The sequence below is a fragment of the Arenimonas terrae genome (genome assembly GCF_006265115.1).
Taxonomy (GTDB): Bacteria; Pseudomonadota; Gammaproteobacteria; order Xanthomonadales; family Xanthomonadaceae; genus Arenimonas; species Arenimonas terrae.
Map to the genome: position 1 here is coordinate 863,021 of NZ_SMDR01000001.1, position 14,319 is coordinate 877,339.

The 14,319-nt window shown below is 70.0% G+C and carries 16 protein-coding genes and 1 tRNA gene; 10 read left to right on the forward strand and 7 right to left on the reverse strand.

Going from position 1 to position 14,319, the window contains the following annotated elements; all coding sequences use genetic code 11:
* The first annotated feature begins 12 nt into the window (after positions 1 to 12).
* Positions 13 to 1,080: a tRNA epoxyqueuosine(34) reductase QueG gene (gene queG / locus E1B00_RS04130; RefSeq protein ID WP_139445983.1), complete on the forward strand. Its 1,068-nt coding sequence runs from the start codon at positions 13 to 15 to the stop codon at positions 1,078 to 1,080.
* Here queG and pgi read toward each other — a convergent pair.
* The 5 genes from pgi to pcnB all read right to left on the reverse strand — a co-directional run bounded on the left by pgi (position 1,068) and on the right by pcnB (position 6,253).
* The gene (gene pgi, locus E1B00_RS04135) at positions 1,068 to 2,591 is read right to left on the reverse strand and encodes a glucose-6-phosphate isomerase (RefSeq protein ID WP_139445987.1); all 1,524 of its coding nucleotides are present in this window, start codon (positions 2,589 to 2,591) and stop codon (positions 1,068 to 1,070) included. The genes queG and pgi overlap by 13 nt on opposite strands.
* A 73-nt stretch (positions 2,592 to 2,664) precedes the next feature.
* Positions 2,665 to 3,513: a pantoate--beta-alanine ligase gene (gene panC, locus E1B00_RS04140; RefSeq protein WP_139445989.1), complete on the reverse strand. Its 849-nt coding sequence runs from the start codon at positions 3,511 to 3,513 to the stop codon at positions 2,665 to 2,667.
* A gap of 7 nt (positions 3,514 to 3,520) precedes the next feature.
* The gene (gene panB, locus E1B00_RS04145; protein WP_139445991.1) at positions 3,521 to 4,345 is read right to left on the reverse strand and encodes a 3-methyl-2-oxobutanoate hydroxymethyltransferase; all 825 of its coding nucleotides are present in this window, start codon (positions 4,343 to 4,345) and stop codon (positions 3,521 to 3,523) included.
* A gap of 25 nt (positions 4,346 to 4,370) precedes the next feature.
* Positions 4,371 to 4,871, reverse strand: a complete 501-nt coding sequence (folK, locus tag E1B00_RS04150) for a 2-amino-4-hydroxy-6-hydroxymethyldihydropteridine diphosphokinase (protein WP_139445994.1) — start codon at positions 4,869 to 4,871, stop codon at positions 4,371 to 4,373.
* Positions 4,868 to 6,253, reverse strand: coding sequence for a polynucleotide adenylyltransferase PcnB (pcnB, locus tag E1B00_RS04155; protein ID WP_139445997.1), 1,386 nt, complete (start codon positions 6,251 to 6,253; stop codon positions 4,868 to 4,870). The genes folK and pcnB overlap by 4 nt, the downstream gene beginning before the upstream one ends.
* Positions 6,254 to 6,366: 113 nt before the next feature.
* Between pcnB and E1B00_RS04160 the strand changes: the two genes are divergently transcribed.
* Positions 6,367 to 6,442: transfer RNA gene (locus E1B00_RS04160), tRNA-Glu, on the forward strand.
* Between the two features lie 125 nt (positions 6,443 to 6,567).
* On the forward strand, positions 6,568 to 6,891 hold the full coding sequence (gene fdxA / locus E1B00_RS04165) for a ferredoxin FdxA (protein ID WP_139445999.1): 324 nt from the start codon (positions 6,568 to 6,570) through the stop codon (positions 6,889 to 6,891).
* A 100-nt stretch (positions 6,892 to 6,991) separates the two neighbouring features.
* Here fdxA and E1B00_RS04170 read toward each other — a convergent pair whose 3' ends face one another.
* Together E1B00_RS04170 and dapA are read right to left on the reverse strand one after the other, a co-directional pair.
* Positions 6,992 to 7,540 (reverse strand): hypothetical protein, encoded by a 549-nt coding sequence (locus tag E1B00_RS04170; protein WP_139446001.1) that lies wholly within the window; start codon positions 7,538 to 7,540, stop codon positions 6,992 to 6,994.
* 75 nt (positions 7,541 to 7,615) lie between these two features.
* Positions 7,616 to 8,506 carry a 4-hydroxy-tetrahydrodipicolinate synthase gene (dapA, locus tag E1B00_RS04175; protein ID WP_139446004.1) on the reverse strand — a complete coding sequence of 297 codons (891 nt, stop codon included), beginning with the start codon at positions 8,504 to 8,506 and terminating at the stop codon, positions 7,616 to 7,618.
* A gap of 115 nt (positions 8,507 to 8,621) precedes the next feature.
* Between dapA and E1B00_RS04180 the strand changes: the two genes are divergently transcribed.
* From E1B00_RS04180 to E1B00_RS04210, 7 genes are all read left to right on the forward strand, one after another.
* The gene (locus tag E1B00_RS04180) at positions 8,622 to 9,182 is read left to right on the forward strand and encodes a glycine cleavage system transcriptional repressor (protein WP_246048463.1); all 561 of its coding nucleotides are present in this window, start codon (positions 8,622 to 8,624) and stop codon (positions 9,180 to 9,182) included.
* A gap of 7 nt (positions 9,183 to 9,189) precedes the next feature.
* On the forward strand, positions 9,190 to 9,663 hold the full coding sequence (locus tag E1B00_RS04185) for a peroxiredoxin (protein WP_139446008.1): 474 nt from the start codon (positions 9,190 to 9,192) through the stop codon (positions 9,661 to 9,663).
* 162 nt (positions 9,664 to 9,825) lie between these two features.
* Entirely contained in the window at positions 9,826 to 11,223 is a 1,398-nt protein-coding gene (locus E1B00_RS04190) for a PhoH family protein (RefSeq protein WP_139446010.1), read from the forward strand.
* A gap of 4 nt (positions 11,224 to 11,227) precedes the next feature.
* Positions 11,228 to 11,908, forward strand: a complete 681-nt coding sequence (locus tag E1B00_RS04195) for a YoaK family protein (protein WP_139446011.1) — start codon at positions 11,228 to 11,230, stop codon at positions 11,906 to 11,908.
* Positions 11,905 to 12,723: a bifunctional hydroxymethylpyrimidine kinase/phosphomethylpyrimidine kinase gene (gene thiD, locus E1B00_RS04200; RefSeq protein ID WP_139446013.1), complete on the forward strand. Its 819-nt coding sequence runs from the start codon at positions 11,905 to 11,907 to the stop codon at positions 12,721 to 12,723. Before E1B00_RS04195 ends, thiD begins: the two co-directional genes overlap by 4 nt.
* A 61-nt stretch (positions 12,724 to 12,784) precedes the next feature.
* Positions 12,785 to 13,543 (forward strand): Bax inhibitor-1/YccA family protein, encoded by a 759-nt coding sequence (locus tag E1B00_RS04205; RefSeq protein WP_139446015.1) that lies wholly within the window; start codon positions 12,785 to 12,787, stop codon positions 13,541 to 13,543.
* 123 nt (positions 13,544 to 13,666) lie between these two features.
* Positions 13,667 to 14,296 (forward strand): hypothetical protein, encoded by a 630-nt coding sequence (locus tag E1B00_RS04210; RefSeq protein ID WP_139446017.1) that lies wholly within the window; start codon positions 13,667 to 13,669, stop codon positions 14,294 to 14,296.
* Positions 14,297 to 14,319: the final 23 nt, after the last annotated feature.

The following is a 14,319-nucleotide window of genomic DNA, read 5'->3' on the forward strand; positions in this document are numbered from 1 at the left end:
ATACTTGCGCGCATGCACGACCCCGCCGCCCTCGCACGCAACATCCAGACCTGGGGCCGGGAGCTGGGCTTCCAGCAGGTCGGTTTCGCCGGCGTCGAACTGGGCGAGGACGAGGCGCACCTGCGCGACTGGCTGGCGAAGGGCCAGCACGGCGCCATGGACTACATGGCCCGGCACGGCGACAAGCGCTCGCGCCCGGACGAACTGGTGCCCGGCACGCTTCGTGTGATCTCGGTGCGCATGGACTACGGCACCGGCGACGACGCGGCTGCCTGGGCCACGCTGGACGACGGCGAGCGCGCCTACGTCGCGCGCTACGCGCTGGGCCGCGACTACCACAAGGTGCTGCGCAACCGCCTGCAGAAGCTCTGCGACCGCATCGCCGCCGAAGTCGGGCCGTTCGGCTACCGCGCCTTCGTCGATTCGGCGCCGGTGCTCGAGCGCGCGCTGGCCCGCGACGCCGGCCTGGGCTGGATCGGCAAACACAGCTGCCTGATCAACAAGGACGCCGGCAGCTGGTTTTTCCTCGGCGAGATCTACACCGACCTGCCGCTGCCGGTGTCGGCCCCGGCCAGCGCGCACTGCGGCACCTGCACGCGCTGCATCACCGTCTGCCCCACCGGCGCGATCGTCGCGCCCTACCGCGTGGACGCTCGCCGCTGCATCAGCTACCTGACCATCGAGCTGCGCGAATCGATCCCCGAGGAGCTGCGGCCGCTGATCGGCAACCGCGTATTCGGCTGCGACGACTGCCAGCTGGCCTGCCCCTGGAACAAGTTCGCGGTACGCAGCGAGGAGCCAGACTTCCGGGTCCGCCACGGACTGGACCGCGCCAGTCTGGTGGAACTGTTCGCCTGGGACGAAGAGACCTTCCTGCGCAACACCGAAGGCTCGGCGATCCGCCGCGCCGGCTACGAGGGCTGGCTGCGCAACATCGCAGTGGCGCTGGGCAATGCCGAAGGCACGCCCGAGGTGCGGGCGGCGCTGGCGGCGCGGCGCGGGCATCCGAGCGGGTTGGTGCGCGAACACGTGGCCTGGGCAATGGCCCGGCACGCGGCCCGGGACAGTCAGTCGGCCTGACGCGCCCGGATCACGCCCAGCAGCGCGCGCGTCACCGGATCCTCGACCGCGTCGACCGGACGTTCGCCCGCCAGCACCGGCAGCAGGCTTCCCGCGAGGCGCTTGCCCAGCTCCACCCCCCACTGGTCGAAGGCGTTGACGCCCCACAGCACCGAAAGCGCGTAGACGCTGTGTTCGTACATGGCCAGCAGGCTGCCCAGCGAACGCGGATTGAGCGCATCGAGCAGCAGCAGGCTGTTCGGGCGCCCGCCCGGGTAGTGCTTCTGCGGCGACGATCCGGCGCTGCCGTTGGCCAGGGCCTCGGATTGCGCCAGCAGATTGGCCAGCACCGCACTGTGGCTCTGCGGATAGCGGTGGGCCGGCGTCACCACGCCGATGAAGTCGGCGGGGACCGGGTCGCTGCCCTGGTGCAGTGCCTGGAAGAAGCTGTGCTGGCTGCTGGTGCCGGTCGCACCCCAGAGCACCGGCACCGTGGCCACCGGCGACGCGCTGTCGTCTTCGCGCACGGTCTTGCCCAGGCTTTCCATCACCAGCTGCTGCAGGTAGTCCGGCAGCAGGTCGAGCCGTTCGTCGTAAGGCAGCACCGCATGCGTGGCGTGGCCTAGCACGTTGCGGTTCCAGACCAGGGTCAGGGCATGCCAGACCGCCAGATTGCGTTCGGGCGGCGACTCGAGCACGTGCCGGTCCATGTCCGCGGCGCCGGCCAGCAGTTCGTCGAAGCGCCGCATGCCCAGGGCCAGCGCGACCGTGAAACCGACCGCCGACCACAGCGAATAGCGTCCGCCGACCCAGTCCCACATCGGCAGCACGCGATCGGCGGGCACGCCGAAGCCGATGGCCGCGTCCGTTGCCGCGCTGATGGCGTACAAGCGGCCCCGGCCAGCCAGCCAGTCCTTGAGGATGCCGCCGTTGAGCAGGGTCTCCTGCGTGCCGAAGCTCTTGGACACCAGCACCACGGCGGTGCGCGCCGGATCGAGCTGGGGCAGCAGGCGCTGGACGCCGCTGGCATCGGCGTTGAACAGGAAATGGGTGCGGAACCGGCCCCGGTCGAATTCCGCCAGCGATTGCACCGCAAGGCGCGGCCCCAGGTCGGACCCCCCGATGCCGATGTTGACGATGTCGGTGATGTCCGACGATTCCAGGTCGGCCACCATCGCCGCCATGCGGTCACGGGCGTCGCGGGCCGAGCGCCTTGCCGCCTCGGCCTGGGCGCCGTGCCCGAGGTCACTGCGAAGGGCCGTATGCAGGGCCGGGCGGTCCTCGGAGCGGTTCACGCGGCCGCCGTCGAACTGGCGCCGGAACGCGTCCGGCAGCGGCGCCGCCAGCGAAAAAAGCGCCGCCAGCGCGTCCCTGTCGTAGCGCTGGCGCGCGAAACAGGCGTGGATGGGCCCGACGCGCAGGGAAAAATCGCGCGCGCGCTCCGGGTCGGCCACCATCAGCTGGCGCAGCGGCATATCGGCCAGGCGCATCGCGTGGGCACGCAGACCTGGCCAATCAGGAGTGAGGGGCATCACCGGTTCCATGTCTGGTTCGCGCCGAAGTCTAACCGAGCCGGACGACGGTCCGGTTTCAGCGCCTCCGGCCTCAGCTGCCGTCGAACTCGAGATTGTCGATGAGCCTGGTGCGGCCCAGGCGGGCGGCGATCAGGGCCAGCAGGCCGGGCTCGTCCGGCGCTTTCGCCCGGGACAGGTCGCTGCGCCGCACTTCGGCGTAGTCCACGGTGAAGCCGGCGGCCTCCAGTCGCGCGGTGGCCTGGTCTTCGATGCCCGCGATGGGCAGGCCCTGGCGGGCCGCGTCGCGCATGAACAGCAGCGTCTGGTGGATGCGGGTCGCGGTCTGGCGCTCGTCGCCCTGCAGGTACTGGTTGCGTGAGCTCATCGCCAGGCCGTCGGCCTCGCGCAGGGTCGGCGCCGGGATGATCTCGACCGGGAAGCTCATTTCCTTGGTCATGTAGCGGATCACCTGCAGCTGCTGGTAGTCCTTGCGCCCGAACACCGCCAGGTCCGGCTGCACCATGTTGAACAGGCGCGCCACCACCTGGGCCACGCCGTTGAAATGGCCCGGCCGGTGCAGGCCGTCGAGGATGTCGGTGATGCCCGGTACGTGCATCTGCACGCAGGCCATGGTGCCGTAGGGATACATCTGCTCGACCGGCGGCAGGAACAGCGCGTCGCAGCCGCGTTCGGCCAGGCCGTTGATGTCGCTCTCCGGCGTGCGCGGGTAGCGCGCGTAGTCCTCGTTCGGCCCGAACTGGGTCGGATTGACGAAGATGCTGGCGACCACGCGGTCGGCGTGGCGGCGCGCGAGGTCGACCAGGGCATGGTGGCCGGCGTGCAGGTTGCCCATGGTGGGCACGAAGCCGACGCTGGCGCCTTCGCGCCGCCATTGCCTGACCTGGGCGCGCAGCGCGGCCAGCGTGGTGTGGGTCTGCATGGGTTGGTCAGTATCCGTGTTCGGGGCCGGGGAATTCGCCGCTGCGCACCGCGGCGGCATAGGCCTGGAAAGCGCCGAGGATCGAACCGCCGTTGGCGAGGAAATCCTTGACGAAGCGTGGGCGGCGGTGGCCGCTGTTCATGCCCAGCAGGTCGTGCAGCACCAGGATCTGGCCATCGCAGGACGGACCGGCGCCGATGCCGATGGTGGGGATGGCCACGGCAGCGGTGATCTCGGCCGCCAGCGCCGAGGGCACACATTCGAGCACCAGCAGGTCGGCACCGGCGGCCGCGACGGCCTTGGCGTCGGCCAGCAGCTTGCGCGCGGCCGCTTCCTCGCGGCCCTGCACCTTGTAGCCGCCCAGGCGCAGCACCGACTGCGGGGTCAGGCCCAGGTGGGCGCAGATCGGGATCTCGCGCTCGGACAGGAAGCGGATCACGTCGAGTTTGTGGCCGGCGCCCTCGAGCTTGACCATGCCGGCACCGGCCTGCAGGCAGCGCGTCGAGGCGTCGAGCGCGCGCTCGGGCGTGGCGTCCGCCTGGAACGGCAGGTCCGAGACCAGGAAGGCCGTGGACAGCCCGGCGGCCACGCAGCGCGTGTGGTAGACGATGTCGTCGACGGTGACCGGCAGCGTGCTGTCATGGCCCTGGCAGACCATGCCCAGGGAATCGCCGATCAGGACCAGGTCGATGCCGGCCTCGTCGACGCTGCGGGCGAAGCCGGCGTCGTAGGCGGTCAGCGAGACGATGCGGCGCCCCTCGGCCTTCATCTGGCGCAGGGCCGGGACCGTCAGGCGCGTGCGCGCCGGGGTCTTGGAATCGTTCGCGTACATGGCGGTGGCCCGGGGGTGGGGAGGCCTAAGGTATCGCTTCGATGCCGGTGGCATCCACCGCCGCGAGCAGGTCCCGGACCTTGCCGCGTCCGGGAACGACCAGGTCGGGAGCGATTTCCGCCAGCGGCACCAGCACGAAGGCGCGCTCGTGCAGGCGCGGGTGCGGCAGGTTCAGGCCGGGCTCGTCCAGCGTTTCTTCGCCATAGATCAGCAGGTCGAGATCGAGTACGCGCGGGCCCCAGCGGTCCTCGGCGCGGCGCACGCGGCCGAAACGCTGCTCGATCTCCATCAGCGCGTCGAGCAGCACGCGCGGCACCATGCGGGTCTGCAGTTCGACCACGGCATTGAGGAAGTCGGGCTGGTCGGTGCGGCCCCAGGCCGGCGTGCGGTAGACGGCGGACTGGCGGCGGATGCTGGTCTGCGGCAGCGCGTCCACGGCCCACAGGGCCTCGGTGAGCGTGATCTCGACGTCGCCCTCGTTGCCGCCGAGGCCGACGAAGGCGCGGACCGGATCGTCCGGCCTCATTCCGCGCCGCCCTCGCCTCCGCCGGGCTTGCGCCGGCGACGCCGGCGCTTGCGCGGCGCGCCGGCGGGCGCGTCCTCGGCAGAGGTGTCGGCATCGCTGTCGCCTTCGGCGCGGACGCGGCGCGGCGCCTTGGATTCCAGGCGTTCGGACAGCTGCTCGGGCGCCTGCGCCTGGGCCTCGCGCCAGAAGGCCAGGTCGTCGACCACATCGGGCGCGGCGCTGGCGCGCAGCTCGAGGAAATCGAAGGCGGCGCGGAAGCGCGGATGCGACAGCAGGCGGAAGACGCGCTTGCGCACGCGCTGGCTGAAGCGCGGCTGCAGCAGCCAGATCTCCTGCATGGGCAGCGAGAACCGGCGCGGCAGCGCGATGCGCTGCGCCTGGTGCAGCGTGACGCGGTCGGCGGCCCGCTGCTGCGCGACCAGCGGATCGGTGCCGCCTTTCTGCAGCACTGCCAGTTCGCGGCAGTAGGCCGGCCACAGCAGCGCGGCGAACAGGAAGGCCGGCGTCACCGGCTTGTCCTCGGCGACGCGCGTGTCGGTGTTGCGCAGCGCCTGCAGCAGCATCGCGCGCAGGGCGCCGCTGCGGTTGGTGGCGAGCGCGGTGGCGGTTTCCGGGAACAGGGCCGGCAGCAGGCCGAGCTGCTCGAGCAGCAGGAAACTGCTCTCGGCGTGCCCGGCCAGGAACATCTTCAGGCATTCGTCGAACAGGCGGGCCGGCGGCGCCGCCGACAGCAGGTGCGCCAGCTCGGGGATCGGCGCGGCGGCGTCGGGCGCGATGCTGAAACCGAGCTTGGCGGCGAGCCGCGCCGCGCGCAGCATGCGCACCGGATCCTCGCGGTAGCGCTCGACCGGATCGCCGATCAGGCGCAGCACGCGGTCCTGGCAGTCCTGGTAGCCGCCGACGTAATCGCGCACCGAGAAGTCCTCGATGGCGTAGTACAGGGCATTGGCTGTGAAATCGCGGCGGACCGCGTCATCTTCGATCGTGCCGTAGATGTTGTCGCGCAGCAGGCGGCCACCGTCGTCGGTCTCGCGGTCGCCGGCGTCGTCGCCGCCGTTGGCGCGGAAGGTCGCGACCTCGATGATCTCCTTGCCGTAGACCACGTGCGCCAGGCGGAAGCGCCGGCCGATCAGGCGGCAGTTGCGGAACAGCGCCTTCACCTGTTCGGGCGTGGCGTCGGTCGCGACGTCGAAGTCCTTGGGATGGCCGCCGACCAGCAGGTCGCGCACCGCGCCACCGACCAGGTAGCCCTGGAAGCCGCCCTCGCGGAGCCGGTAAAGGACGCGCAGCGCGTTCGGGCTGATGTCCTTGCGGGAGATGCCGTGCTCGGCGCGCGGCACGACCAGGGGATGGGTGGGAGTGGCGATGCGGATGTCCGTCATGGGAAAGGGCGGCGCGGGGTCCTTGCGCGGCGGCAGGCGGCGGGCCGGGAATGGCTTCCCGGCAGCGGTCAAGCCGGCTATACTAGCGCCCGTCCTGCAGCTTCGCCATCCGCGCTCCCTTCGTCTAGTGGCCTAGGACACGGCCCTCTCAAGGCTGGAACAGGGGTTCGAGTCCCCTAGGGAGCGCCACTTTTCCGAAGGCCCGGCCATGCCGGGCCTTCTTCGTTTGTGGCGCGGTCCGATCCGCGGCGCTGGGCGCGACCCGGCGCGAGGGCTAGAATCGCCGCCATTCCGAACGCCCTTGAGACCCGGCCATGCCCTTTGTCGTCATCGAAAACTGCATCCGCTGCAAGTACACCGACTGCGTCGAGGTCTGCCCGGTGGACTGCTTCCACGAAGGCCCGAACTTCCTGGTGATCGACCCCGAGGAATGCATCGATTGCACCCTGTGCGAGCCGGAATGCCCCGCCAAGGCGATCTATCCCGAAGACGACGTGCCGGCCGGCCAGGAGGGCTTCATCGCTCTCAACGCCGAACTCTCCAAGGCCTGGCCGGTGATCACCACCCGCAAGGACCCGCTGCCCGACGCGGCGGAGTGGGACGGCAAGGAAGGCAAGCTGGATCAGCTCGTGCGGTAAGGCCCATCGGCAGCGCGCAGATCCCGCCGCCAGCCGTCACGACCGACCCGGAAAAAAGGCGCCTCGCGGCGCCTTTTTTCATCCCCAGGGCCCACGAACCTCAGCCCAGGCGCGCCTTGAGCAGGGCCAGCAGCTGCGCGGCCGGGCCCGACGCCAGCGGCTGGCCGTCGGTGCCCAGCGCAACGACGCGGGTCTGCTCGCCCGAAGCTTCGGCGCGGATCAGCATGGTCGTGCCCTGGTAGCTCACTTCGTAGCTGTTGAGCAGCTGGGCGCGCTCGCCGATGGTCACACCCTCGATCTTGCCCAGCGCGAGGCCGAGGCGGCGCCAGGCGCTGTCGACGGTGTCGGCCATGGTGAAGGCATCGATGCCGGCGACGGTGGTCGCAGCCGGTGCGGCCACGCCCACGGCGGGAACGGCTTCGCCCGGCGAGGCGGCGGTGGGCGCGACGTCAGGCACGGTCATCGCACCGGCGGTCGACGGCACGTCCAGGCCCGGCGGCACTTCCAGCGGCTGGTTGTAGCGGCTTTCCTGGTACTTGGCGTCCATGCCCAGCTTGGCGCGGGTCCAGGCGCAGCCACCCTGGGACAGCAGGGCGACGGCGAGGGCGCCGATCAGCAGCGGGCGGTGGGAAAGCGGGGACGCGGTCATGGTGATCTCCTGGGTGGCGCCGCGAGAGGGCCGCGGGCGCGGTGCAATGGGTCGACGGCCGATAGGGTAACCGGCTCAGGGGCTTTCGTGTTCGAGGCGCCGGCAAAGCTGGGCCATGGCGTCCGCCTGGCCCTGGTGCGCCGCCGACAGCGAGGTCAGCGGCAGGCGCAGGCCGTGGCCGATGCCCTGGCGGGCCAGCAGGGCCTTGACCGGGATCGGGTTGGGCTCGACGCCGAGGAAGTCGTACAGGCCGGACAGGCCGGCGTCCTGCGCCGACGCCGCCTCGCCCTGCCCCGCCGCGACCAGGTCGCAGAGGCGGCGGAAGGTCGCGGGCACCACGTTCGACGCGACCGAGATCACGCCGCTCGCCCCGCCGCGCAGCGCCCGCACGAAGGTCGGGTCGTCGCCGCTGAGCAGGGCGAAGTCGCTGCCCGCCAGCGGATAAAGCGCGTTCCAGCGCGCCTCGTCGCCGCGGGCCTCCTTCAGGCCGACGATGCCCGGATGCCGGCACAGGCGGGCGACGGTCTCGGGTTGCAGGTCGCAGCCGGTGCGGCCGGGCACGTTGTAGAGCACCACCGGCAGGCCGCCCTGTTCGGCGACCGCGGTGTAGTGCGCGACCAGGCCTTCCTGCGTGGGGCGCACGTAAGGCGGCGTCACCACCAGGGCGGCGTCGGCGCCGCCGTCGCGGGCGAGCCGCGTCTGGGCGATGGTCTTGGCGGTGTTGGACTGGCCGGTACCGGCGAGCACCACCAGCCGGTCGCCGGCCTGGGCGACCGCGGCGCGCAGCAGGCGCAGGTACTCGTCGTCGGACAGCGCGGCCGCTTCGCCGGTGGATCCGGCGACGACGATGCCGCGGGTTCCGCCGCGAAGCTGCAGGTCGATCAGGCGCGCCCAGGCGTCGAGGTCGAGGTCGCCGGCGGCCGTGAACGGCGTGGCCAGGGCGGTGATGCTGCCGGAAAGGTGCAAAGGAAAGGCCTTGCGGGGACTGGCGCCGATGTTACTTGCGGCCGGAAAGCGGCGGCAAGTATGCTGGCTTCGCCCCTTCCGCGCCGATTCATCCGCGCCGCCACGGAACACCGAATTGACCGACCCCGCCGCACGCCCGACCGCCAACGAGAACCACCTGCTGATCAGCGCCTACACCACGCATCCGCAGTCGCCCCTGCTGGCCGTCACCCGCCGCATTTCCGACAGTGGCTGCAACATGGTGGACGCCCGCCTCTCGACCGTCGGCCGGGACGTTTCCGTCACCGCGCTCGCAGTCGGGTCCTGGGACGCCGTCGCCAAGCTCGAGGCCATGCTGACGCGGCTTGAGCGCGAGGAAGGCTACAAGCTGGTCTGGTACCGCACCGGCCCCAAGGCCCTGCAGTCGAACCTGCTGCCCTACATCGTCGAGGTCGTGGCGGCCGACAAGCCCGGCATCCTGTTCCAGCTGGCCGATTTCTTCGACCGCCAGGGCATCACGATCGAAAGCCTGCACAGTTCGCGCTACCGGGCCATGCAGACCGGCGCCGACATGTTCTCGGCCCAGGTGACCATCGGCATTCCCTCGAACATGCACATCGCCGCGCTGCGCGACGACTTCCTCGAGTTCTGCGACCACCTGAACCTCGATGCCATCATGGACCCGATGAAGTTCTGACGACGGAATGATCGACACCGGCGACCGCATCCTCGATCTCCCCCTGGCCCTGGGCAGCGGCCGGACCAGCAACCTGTCCGACTACGCCGGCCGCTGGCTGGTGATGTATTTCTATCCCAAGGACAACACGCCCGGCTGCACCACCGAGGGCATCGAGTTCAACGCCGTCTACCCGAAGATACGCAGGGCGGGCGGCGAGCTGCTCGGCGTCTCGCGCGACTCGGTGAGGTCGCACGCCAATTTCTGCGCCAAGCACGGCTTCGTGTTCGACCTGGTGTCCGACGCCGACGAAGCCGTGTGCCGCGCTTTCGGTGTGATCAAGCCCAAAAAGCTCTACGGCCGCGATTACATCGGCATCGAGCGCAGCACCTTCCTGATCGACCCCAAGGGCCGCGTCGCCGAGTGCTGGCGCGCAGTGAAGGTCGCCGGCCACGCCGAAGAGGTGCTGGCCGCACTGCAGAAGGCCGCCAAGGCAAAGTGACCCACCCTCGCGCAAACCCGGACCGCCGTCTCGCCCCGCGAGCCACGGCGGTTCGCTGCTGTGCGTTCCATGGAAGACCGATCCCCGCGGGCACCGGACGTGCTTTCGCGGTAACACAGGGATGTGAGCCTGTTGTCCGTGTCCAACCTAGCCGAGAAGCCCATGACTAGAAGCAAGCGGATCTACGTACTGGACACCAACGTGCTGATGCACGACCCGACCGCGCTGTTCAAGTTCGAAGAGCACGACGTCTTCATCCCGATGATGGTCCTGGAGGAGCTGGACAACGGCAAGAAGGGCCACAGCGAAGCCAGCCGCAATGCCCGCCAGGTCAGCCGCTTCCTCAACGAGATCATCGAGGCGCACGGCAGCCAGAAGCTCGAGCAGGGCGTGAAGCTCGAGCAGCCCAAGGGGCTGCAGCTGCGTTCGCAGGAAAGCGTCGGCCGCCTGCTTTTCCAGCTCAAGCCGGTCGAGAACGGCAAGAAGTTCGGCAAGGTGCTGCCGGACAACCTGATCCTGTCGTCCATCCTGCAGCTGATCGAAGACAATCCGGGCGTGCCCGTGGTGCTGGTGTCCAAGGACATCAACCTGCGCATCAAGGCCTCGATCGCCGGCGTCAAGGCCGAGGACTACGAAAACGACCGCGCGATCGACGACTTCAACCTGCTGTTCACCGGCGCCAACGAGCTGCCGGCGGACTTCTGGGAGCGCCACGAGGGCAGCCTGCGCAGCTGGACGGAAAAAGGCCGCACCTTCTACGAAGTGCGCCGCACCGAGGACGACGGCTGGTACCCGAACCAGTTCCTGTACATGCCCGGCGACGACGAAGTGGAGATGAAGGTCGCCAAGCTCGACGACCAGCGCGCCGTGCTGCAGATCGTCGACGACTTCCGCAGCCCGCAGCACCAGGTCTGGGGCATCAACGCCCGCAACCGCGAGCAGAACTTCGCCTTCAACGCGCTGATGGACCCGGAGATCGACTTCGTCACCCTGCTCGGCACCGCCGGCACTGGCAAGACCCTGCTGGCCCTGGCCGCCGGCCTGACCCAGACCATGGACATCCAGCGCTACCGCGAGATCATCATGACCCGCGCGACGGTGAGCGTCGGCGAGGACATCGGCTTCCTGCCGGGCACCGAAGAGGAGAAGATGACGCCATGGATGGGCGCGCTCACCGACAACCTGGAAGTGCTGACGCACACCGAGGACCACGGCAGCTGGGGCCGCGGCGCCACCAACGAGCTGCTGGCCTCGCGCATCAAGATCCGCTCGATGAACTTCATGCGCGGCCGCACCTTCCTCAACCGCTGGGTGATCGTCGACGAGGCGCAGAACCTCACGCCCAAGCAGATGAAGACCCTGATCACGCGCGCCGGCCCGGGCACCAAGATCATCTGCATGGGCAACGTCGAGCAGATCGACACGCCCTACCTCACCGAAACCACCTCGGGCCTGACCTACGCGGTGGACCGGTTCAAGAACTGGGCGCATTCGGCGCACATCACGCTGCGCCGCGGCGAACGTTCGCGCCTGGCGGACTACGCTTCGGAAGTGCTGTGAGGCCATGACCGAGCGGCTGGCGACGTGGGTCTGGGTCGGGGCGTCGGCCCTGGCCTGCGTCGCCGGCATGGTGAACGTGGTGGGTTACCTGGGTTTCGAGCACCAGGCCATCACCCACCTCACCGGCACCACGTCCCTGCTCGGCGCGGCGCTGGCGCGCGGCGACGCCACCGCGGCATGGCAGCTGGCGGCGATGATCGCCGCCTTCGTCGGCGGCGCCCTGCTCAGCGGCCTGCTGGTGCAGGACAGCGTGCTGCGCCTGGGGCGGCGCTACGGCGTCGCCCTGGCCTTCGAAGCCGCGCTGCTGGCGGCGGCGGTCACCCTGTTCGAACGCGGCAGTTTCGCCGGGCCGCTGCTGGCGGCCGTGGCCATCGGGCTGCAGAACGCCATGGCGACCACCTACAGCGGCGCGATCGTGCGCACCTCGCACGTCAGCGGCATGTTCACCGACCTCGGAATCACCCTGGGCCACGCGCTGCGCGGCCTGCCCGTGGCGCGGCGGCGGCTGTGGCTGTGCCTGGTGATCATCGCCAGCTTCCTGGCCGGCGGCGTTGCCGGCGCGCTGCTGTTCGGCGTGGTCCAGTACCGCGCGCTGTACCTGCCGGCCCTGCTCACGGGCGCGACCGGCCTGACCTACGCGATCTATCGCCACCGGCAGATCGCCGCGGGTAGGATCGCGCCATGACCACCCGCCCCCTCTGCGCGCTCACCATTGCCGGCTCCGATTCCGGCGGCGGCGCCGGCATCCAGGCCGACCTCAAGACCTTCGCCGCGCACGGCGTGCACGGCCTGAGCGCGCTGGCCGCGCTCACCGCCCAGCACACGCGCGGCGTGACGGCAGTACACGTGCCGCCGGTGGACTTCCTGCGTGCCCAGATCGATGCCTGCTTCGACGACTTCCGCATCGGTGCCGTGAAGCTGGGCATGCTGGCCAATGCCGAAGTCATCCACGCGGTGGCCGACGCACTCGAGACGCACAAGCCGCCGTTCGTGGTGCTCGACCCGGTGATGGTCGCCACCTCCGGCGCCAAGCTGCTGGCCGACGAGGCGCTGGAAGCCCTGCGCGCCCGCCTGCTGCCCCTGGCCACCGTGCTGACGCCGAACATCCCCGAAGCCGAACTGCTGCTCGGCCACGCCATAGCCGACGACGAAGCGGCCGAAGCCGCCCTGGTCGAACTGCTGGCCCTGGACCCGCGGGCGGTGCTGCTCAAGGGCGGCCATCTGCCCGGCACCGGCGCCATGGTCGACCGCTACGACGATGGCGAGGCGCTGCTGGAGTTCGAACACCCGCGCCTGGACCTGGAGGGCCACGGCACCGGCTGCACCCTGGCCTCGGCCATCGCCGCCAACCTCTGCCGCGGCCTGACCGTGCGCGAGGCCTGCGCCAGCGCCACCGACTACGTTCACGGCGCCCTGAAACACGCCTACCGCCCCGGCAAGGGCTCGTCGGCGGTACTGGACCATTTCTGGCGCAAGCACGTCGAGCCGCCGCCGGCCTGAACTGGCGGCCCCAGGGTCGGCTGGGCTAGCATCGGCGGCAAATCCACGCGGAGCCACCCCGATGCGCAGCGGCAACCCGGCCCTAAACGACAACACCTTCCTCGACATCGGCAGCGGCGAGCTGGTCTCGCGCGCACCGGGCGAGGTGATGACCCTGGGCGGCACGGTCAACAAGACCGGCTTCATGCTGCTCCTGCTGGTGGCCACGGCCGCCTACACCTGGAGCCTGTACACCCCCGAGAACCCGGGCGCGGTGATGCCCTGGCTGCTGGTGGGTGGCATCGGCGGCTTCATCGTCGCCCTGGTCACCGTGTTCAAGAAGACCTGGTCCCCGGTCACGGCGCCGCTTTACGCCGCGCTGGAGGGCCTGTTCGTCGGCGCCGTGTCGGCGATGTTCGAGGCGAAGTTCCCCGGCATCGTGATGCAGGCCGTGATGCTGACCATGGGCGTGCTGGCGGCCCTGCTGATGGCCTACAAGAGCGGCCTGATCAAGGCCACGGAGAACTTCAAGCTCGGCGTGGTCGCCGCCACCGGCGGCATCTTCCTGCTGTACCTGGTGAACATGGGCATGCGCCTGTTCGGCTTCGAGGGTTTCGGTTTCATCCACGAGTCCGGCGCGATGGGCATCGCCTTCAGCGTGTTCGTGGTGATCATCGCCGCCCTGAACCTGGTGCTGGACTTCGACTTCATCGAGTCCGGCGCCGAAGCCGGCGCGCCCAAGTACATGGAGTGGTACGGCGCCTTCGGCCTGGTGGTCACCCTGGTGTGGCTGTACCTGGAAATCCTGCGCCTGCTGGCCAAGCTGCAGTCGCGCGACTGAGGCGATGCGGCCACGGACACCCGCAAGGAGCCGGTGCGAGCCGGCTCCTTCTTTTTTGCCGCCAGCCAGGACCCGCTCCCGCGCCCTGACCGGACGGCAGCCCCTGCAGGGACGGACCGGCGCATGGGCATAGGCCGTCGCGAATTCCTGAAGGCCTTCGGCGCGACCATCGCCGCGTACGCGGCCGGGCCGCTGCAGCCGGTCGTGCTCGGCGGCGAGTGCTACATCAACCGCTCCCTGGGCCTGGCCTTCCGGCAGCCGCCGGGCTGGAACTACGTGTTGCTCAAGCAGTTCCCGTTGCTCCGGAACGAGCAGGTGCTCGAAGACAACGAGATATCGCGGATGCTGCTCTCCGGCGCCGACCCCTACGTGGTGATGGACCGGCGCGACCCCGGCAGTCCCGGGCCGCTCGCGGCCTCGATGACCGCCTACGTCGAGGAGTTCGCCTTCGAACCGGGCGAATCGCTGTCGCAGGTGCCGACCCTGGCGGCACGCGCCCTGGCGCTGGCGGTCAGGGAGCACGAGCTGCTGGAGCAGAGCGCCGTGTTCCGGCTTTCCGGCACCGAGTCCATCGAATACTTCGCCCGGTTCCGCTTCGAGACGCCGGACGTCTCGGTCCTGGCGCGGCACCGCAGCCTCGTGGGCGTCAAGGGCGGGGCCATCTTCACCTTCAACTTCTTCGACTATCCCGAGCAGGGCATCGACGGCCAGGCCGATTTCGACGCCATCCGGGCATCGATCACCTATGCCTGAGCCGCGGAACCGGAGTGGGCATT

What these genes read in the sequence shown, in the direction of transcription:
- queG (WP_139445983.1), top strand. Translation starts at nt 13, where the DNA reads ATGCACGACCCCGCCGCCCTCGCACGCAACATCCAGACCTGGGGCCGG.
- pgi (WP_139445987.1), bottom strand. Translation starts at nt 2,591, where the DNA reads ATGCCCCTCACTCCTGATTGGCCAGGTCTGCGTGCCCACGCGATGCGC.
- panC (WP_139445989.1), bottom strand. Translation starts at nt 3,513, where the DNA reads ATGCAGACCCACACCACGCTGGCCGCGCTGCGCGCCCAGGTCAGGCAA.
- panB (WP_139445991.1), bottom strand. Translation starts at nt 4,345, where the DNA reads ATGTACGCGAACGATTCCAAGACCCCGGCGCGCACGCGCCTGACGGTC.
- folK (WP_139445994.1), bottom strand. Translation starts at nt 4,871, where the DNA reads ATGAGGCCGGACGATCCGGTCCGCGCCTTCGTCGGCCTCGGCGGCAAC.
- pcnB (WP_139445997.1), bottom strand. Translation starts at nt 6,253, where the DNA reads ATGACGGACATCCGCATCGCCACTCCCACCCATCCCCTGGTCGTGCCG.
- fdxA (WP_139445999.1), top strand. Translation starts at nt 6,568, where the DNA reads ATGCCCTTTGTCGTCATCGAAAACTGCATCCGCTGCAAGTACACCGAC.
- E1B00_RS04170 (WP_139446001.1), bottom strand. Translation starts at nt 7,540, where the DNA reads ATGACCGCGTCCCCGCTTTCCCACCGCCCGCTGCTGATCGGCGCCCTC.
- E1B00_RS04185 (WP_139446008.1), top strand. Translation starts at nt 9,190, where the DNA reads ATGATCGACACCGGCGACCGCATCCTCGATCTCCCCCTGGCCCTGGGC.
- E1B00_RS04190 (WP_139446010.1), top strand. Translation starts at nt 9,826, where the DNA reads ATGACTAGAAGCAAGCGGATCTACGTACTGGACACCAACGTGCTGATG.
- E1B00_RS04195 (WP_139446011.1), top strand. Translation starts at nt 11,228, where the DNA reads ATGACCGAGCGGCTGGCGACGTGGGTCTGGGTCGGGGCGTCGGCCCTG.
- thiD (WP_139446013.1), top strand. Translation starts at nt 11,905, where the DNA reads ATGACCACCCGCCCCCTCTGCGCGCTCACCATTGCCGGCTCCGATTCC.
- E1B00_RS04205 (WP_139446015.1), top strand. Translation starts at nt 12,785, where the DNA reads ATGCGCAGCGGCAACCCGGCCCTAAACGACAACACCTTCCTCGACATC.
- E1B00_RS04210 (WP_139446017.1), top strand. Translation starts at nt 13,667, where the DNA reads ATGGGCATAGGCCGTCGCGAATTCCTGAAGGCCTTCGGCGCGACCATC.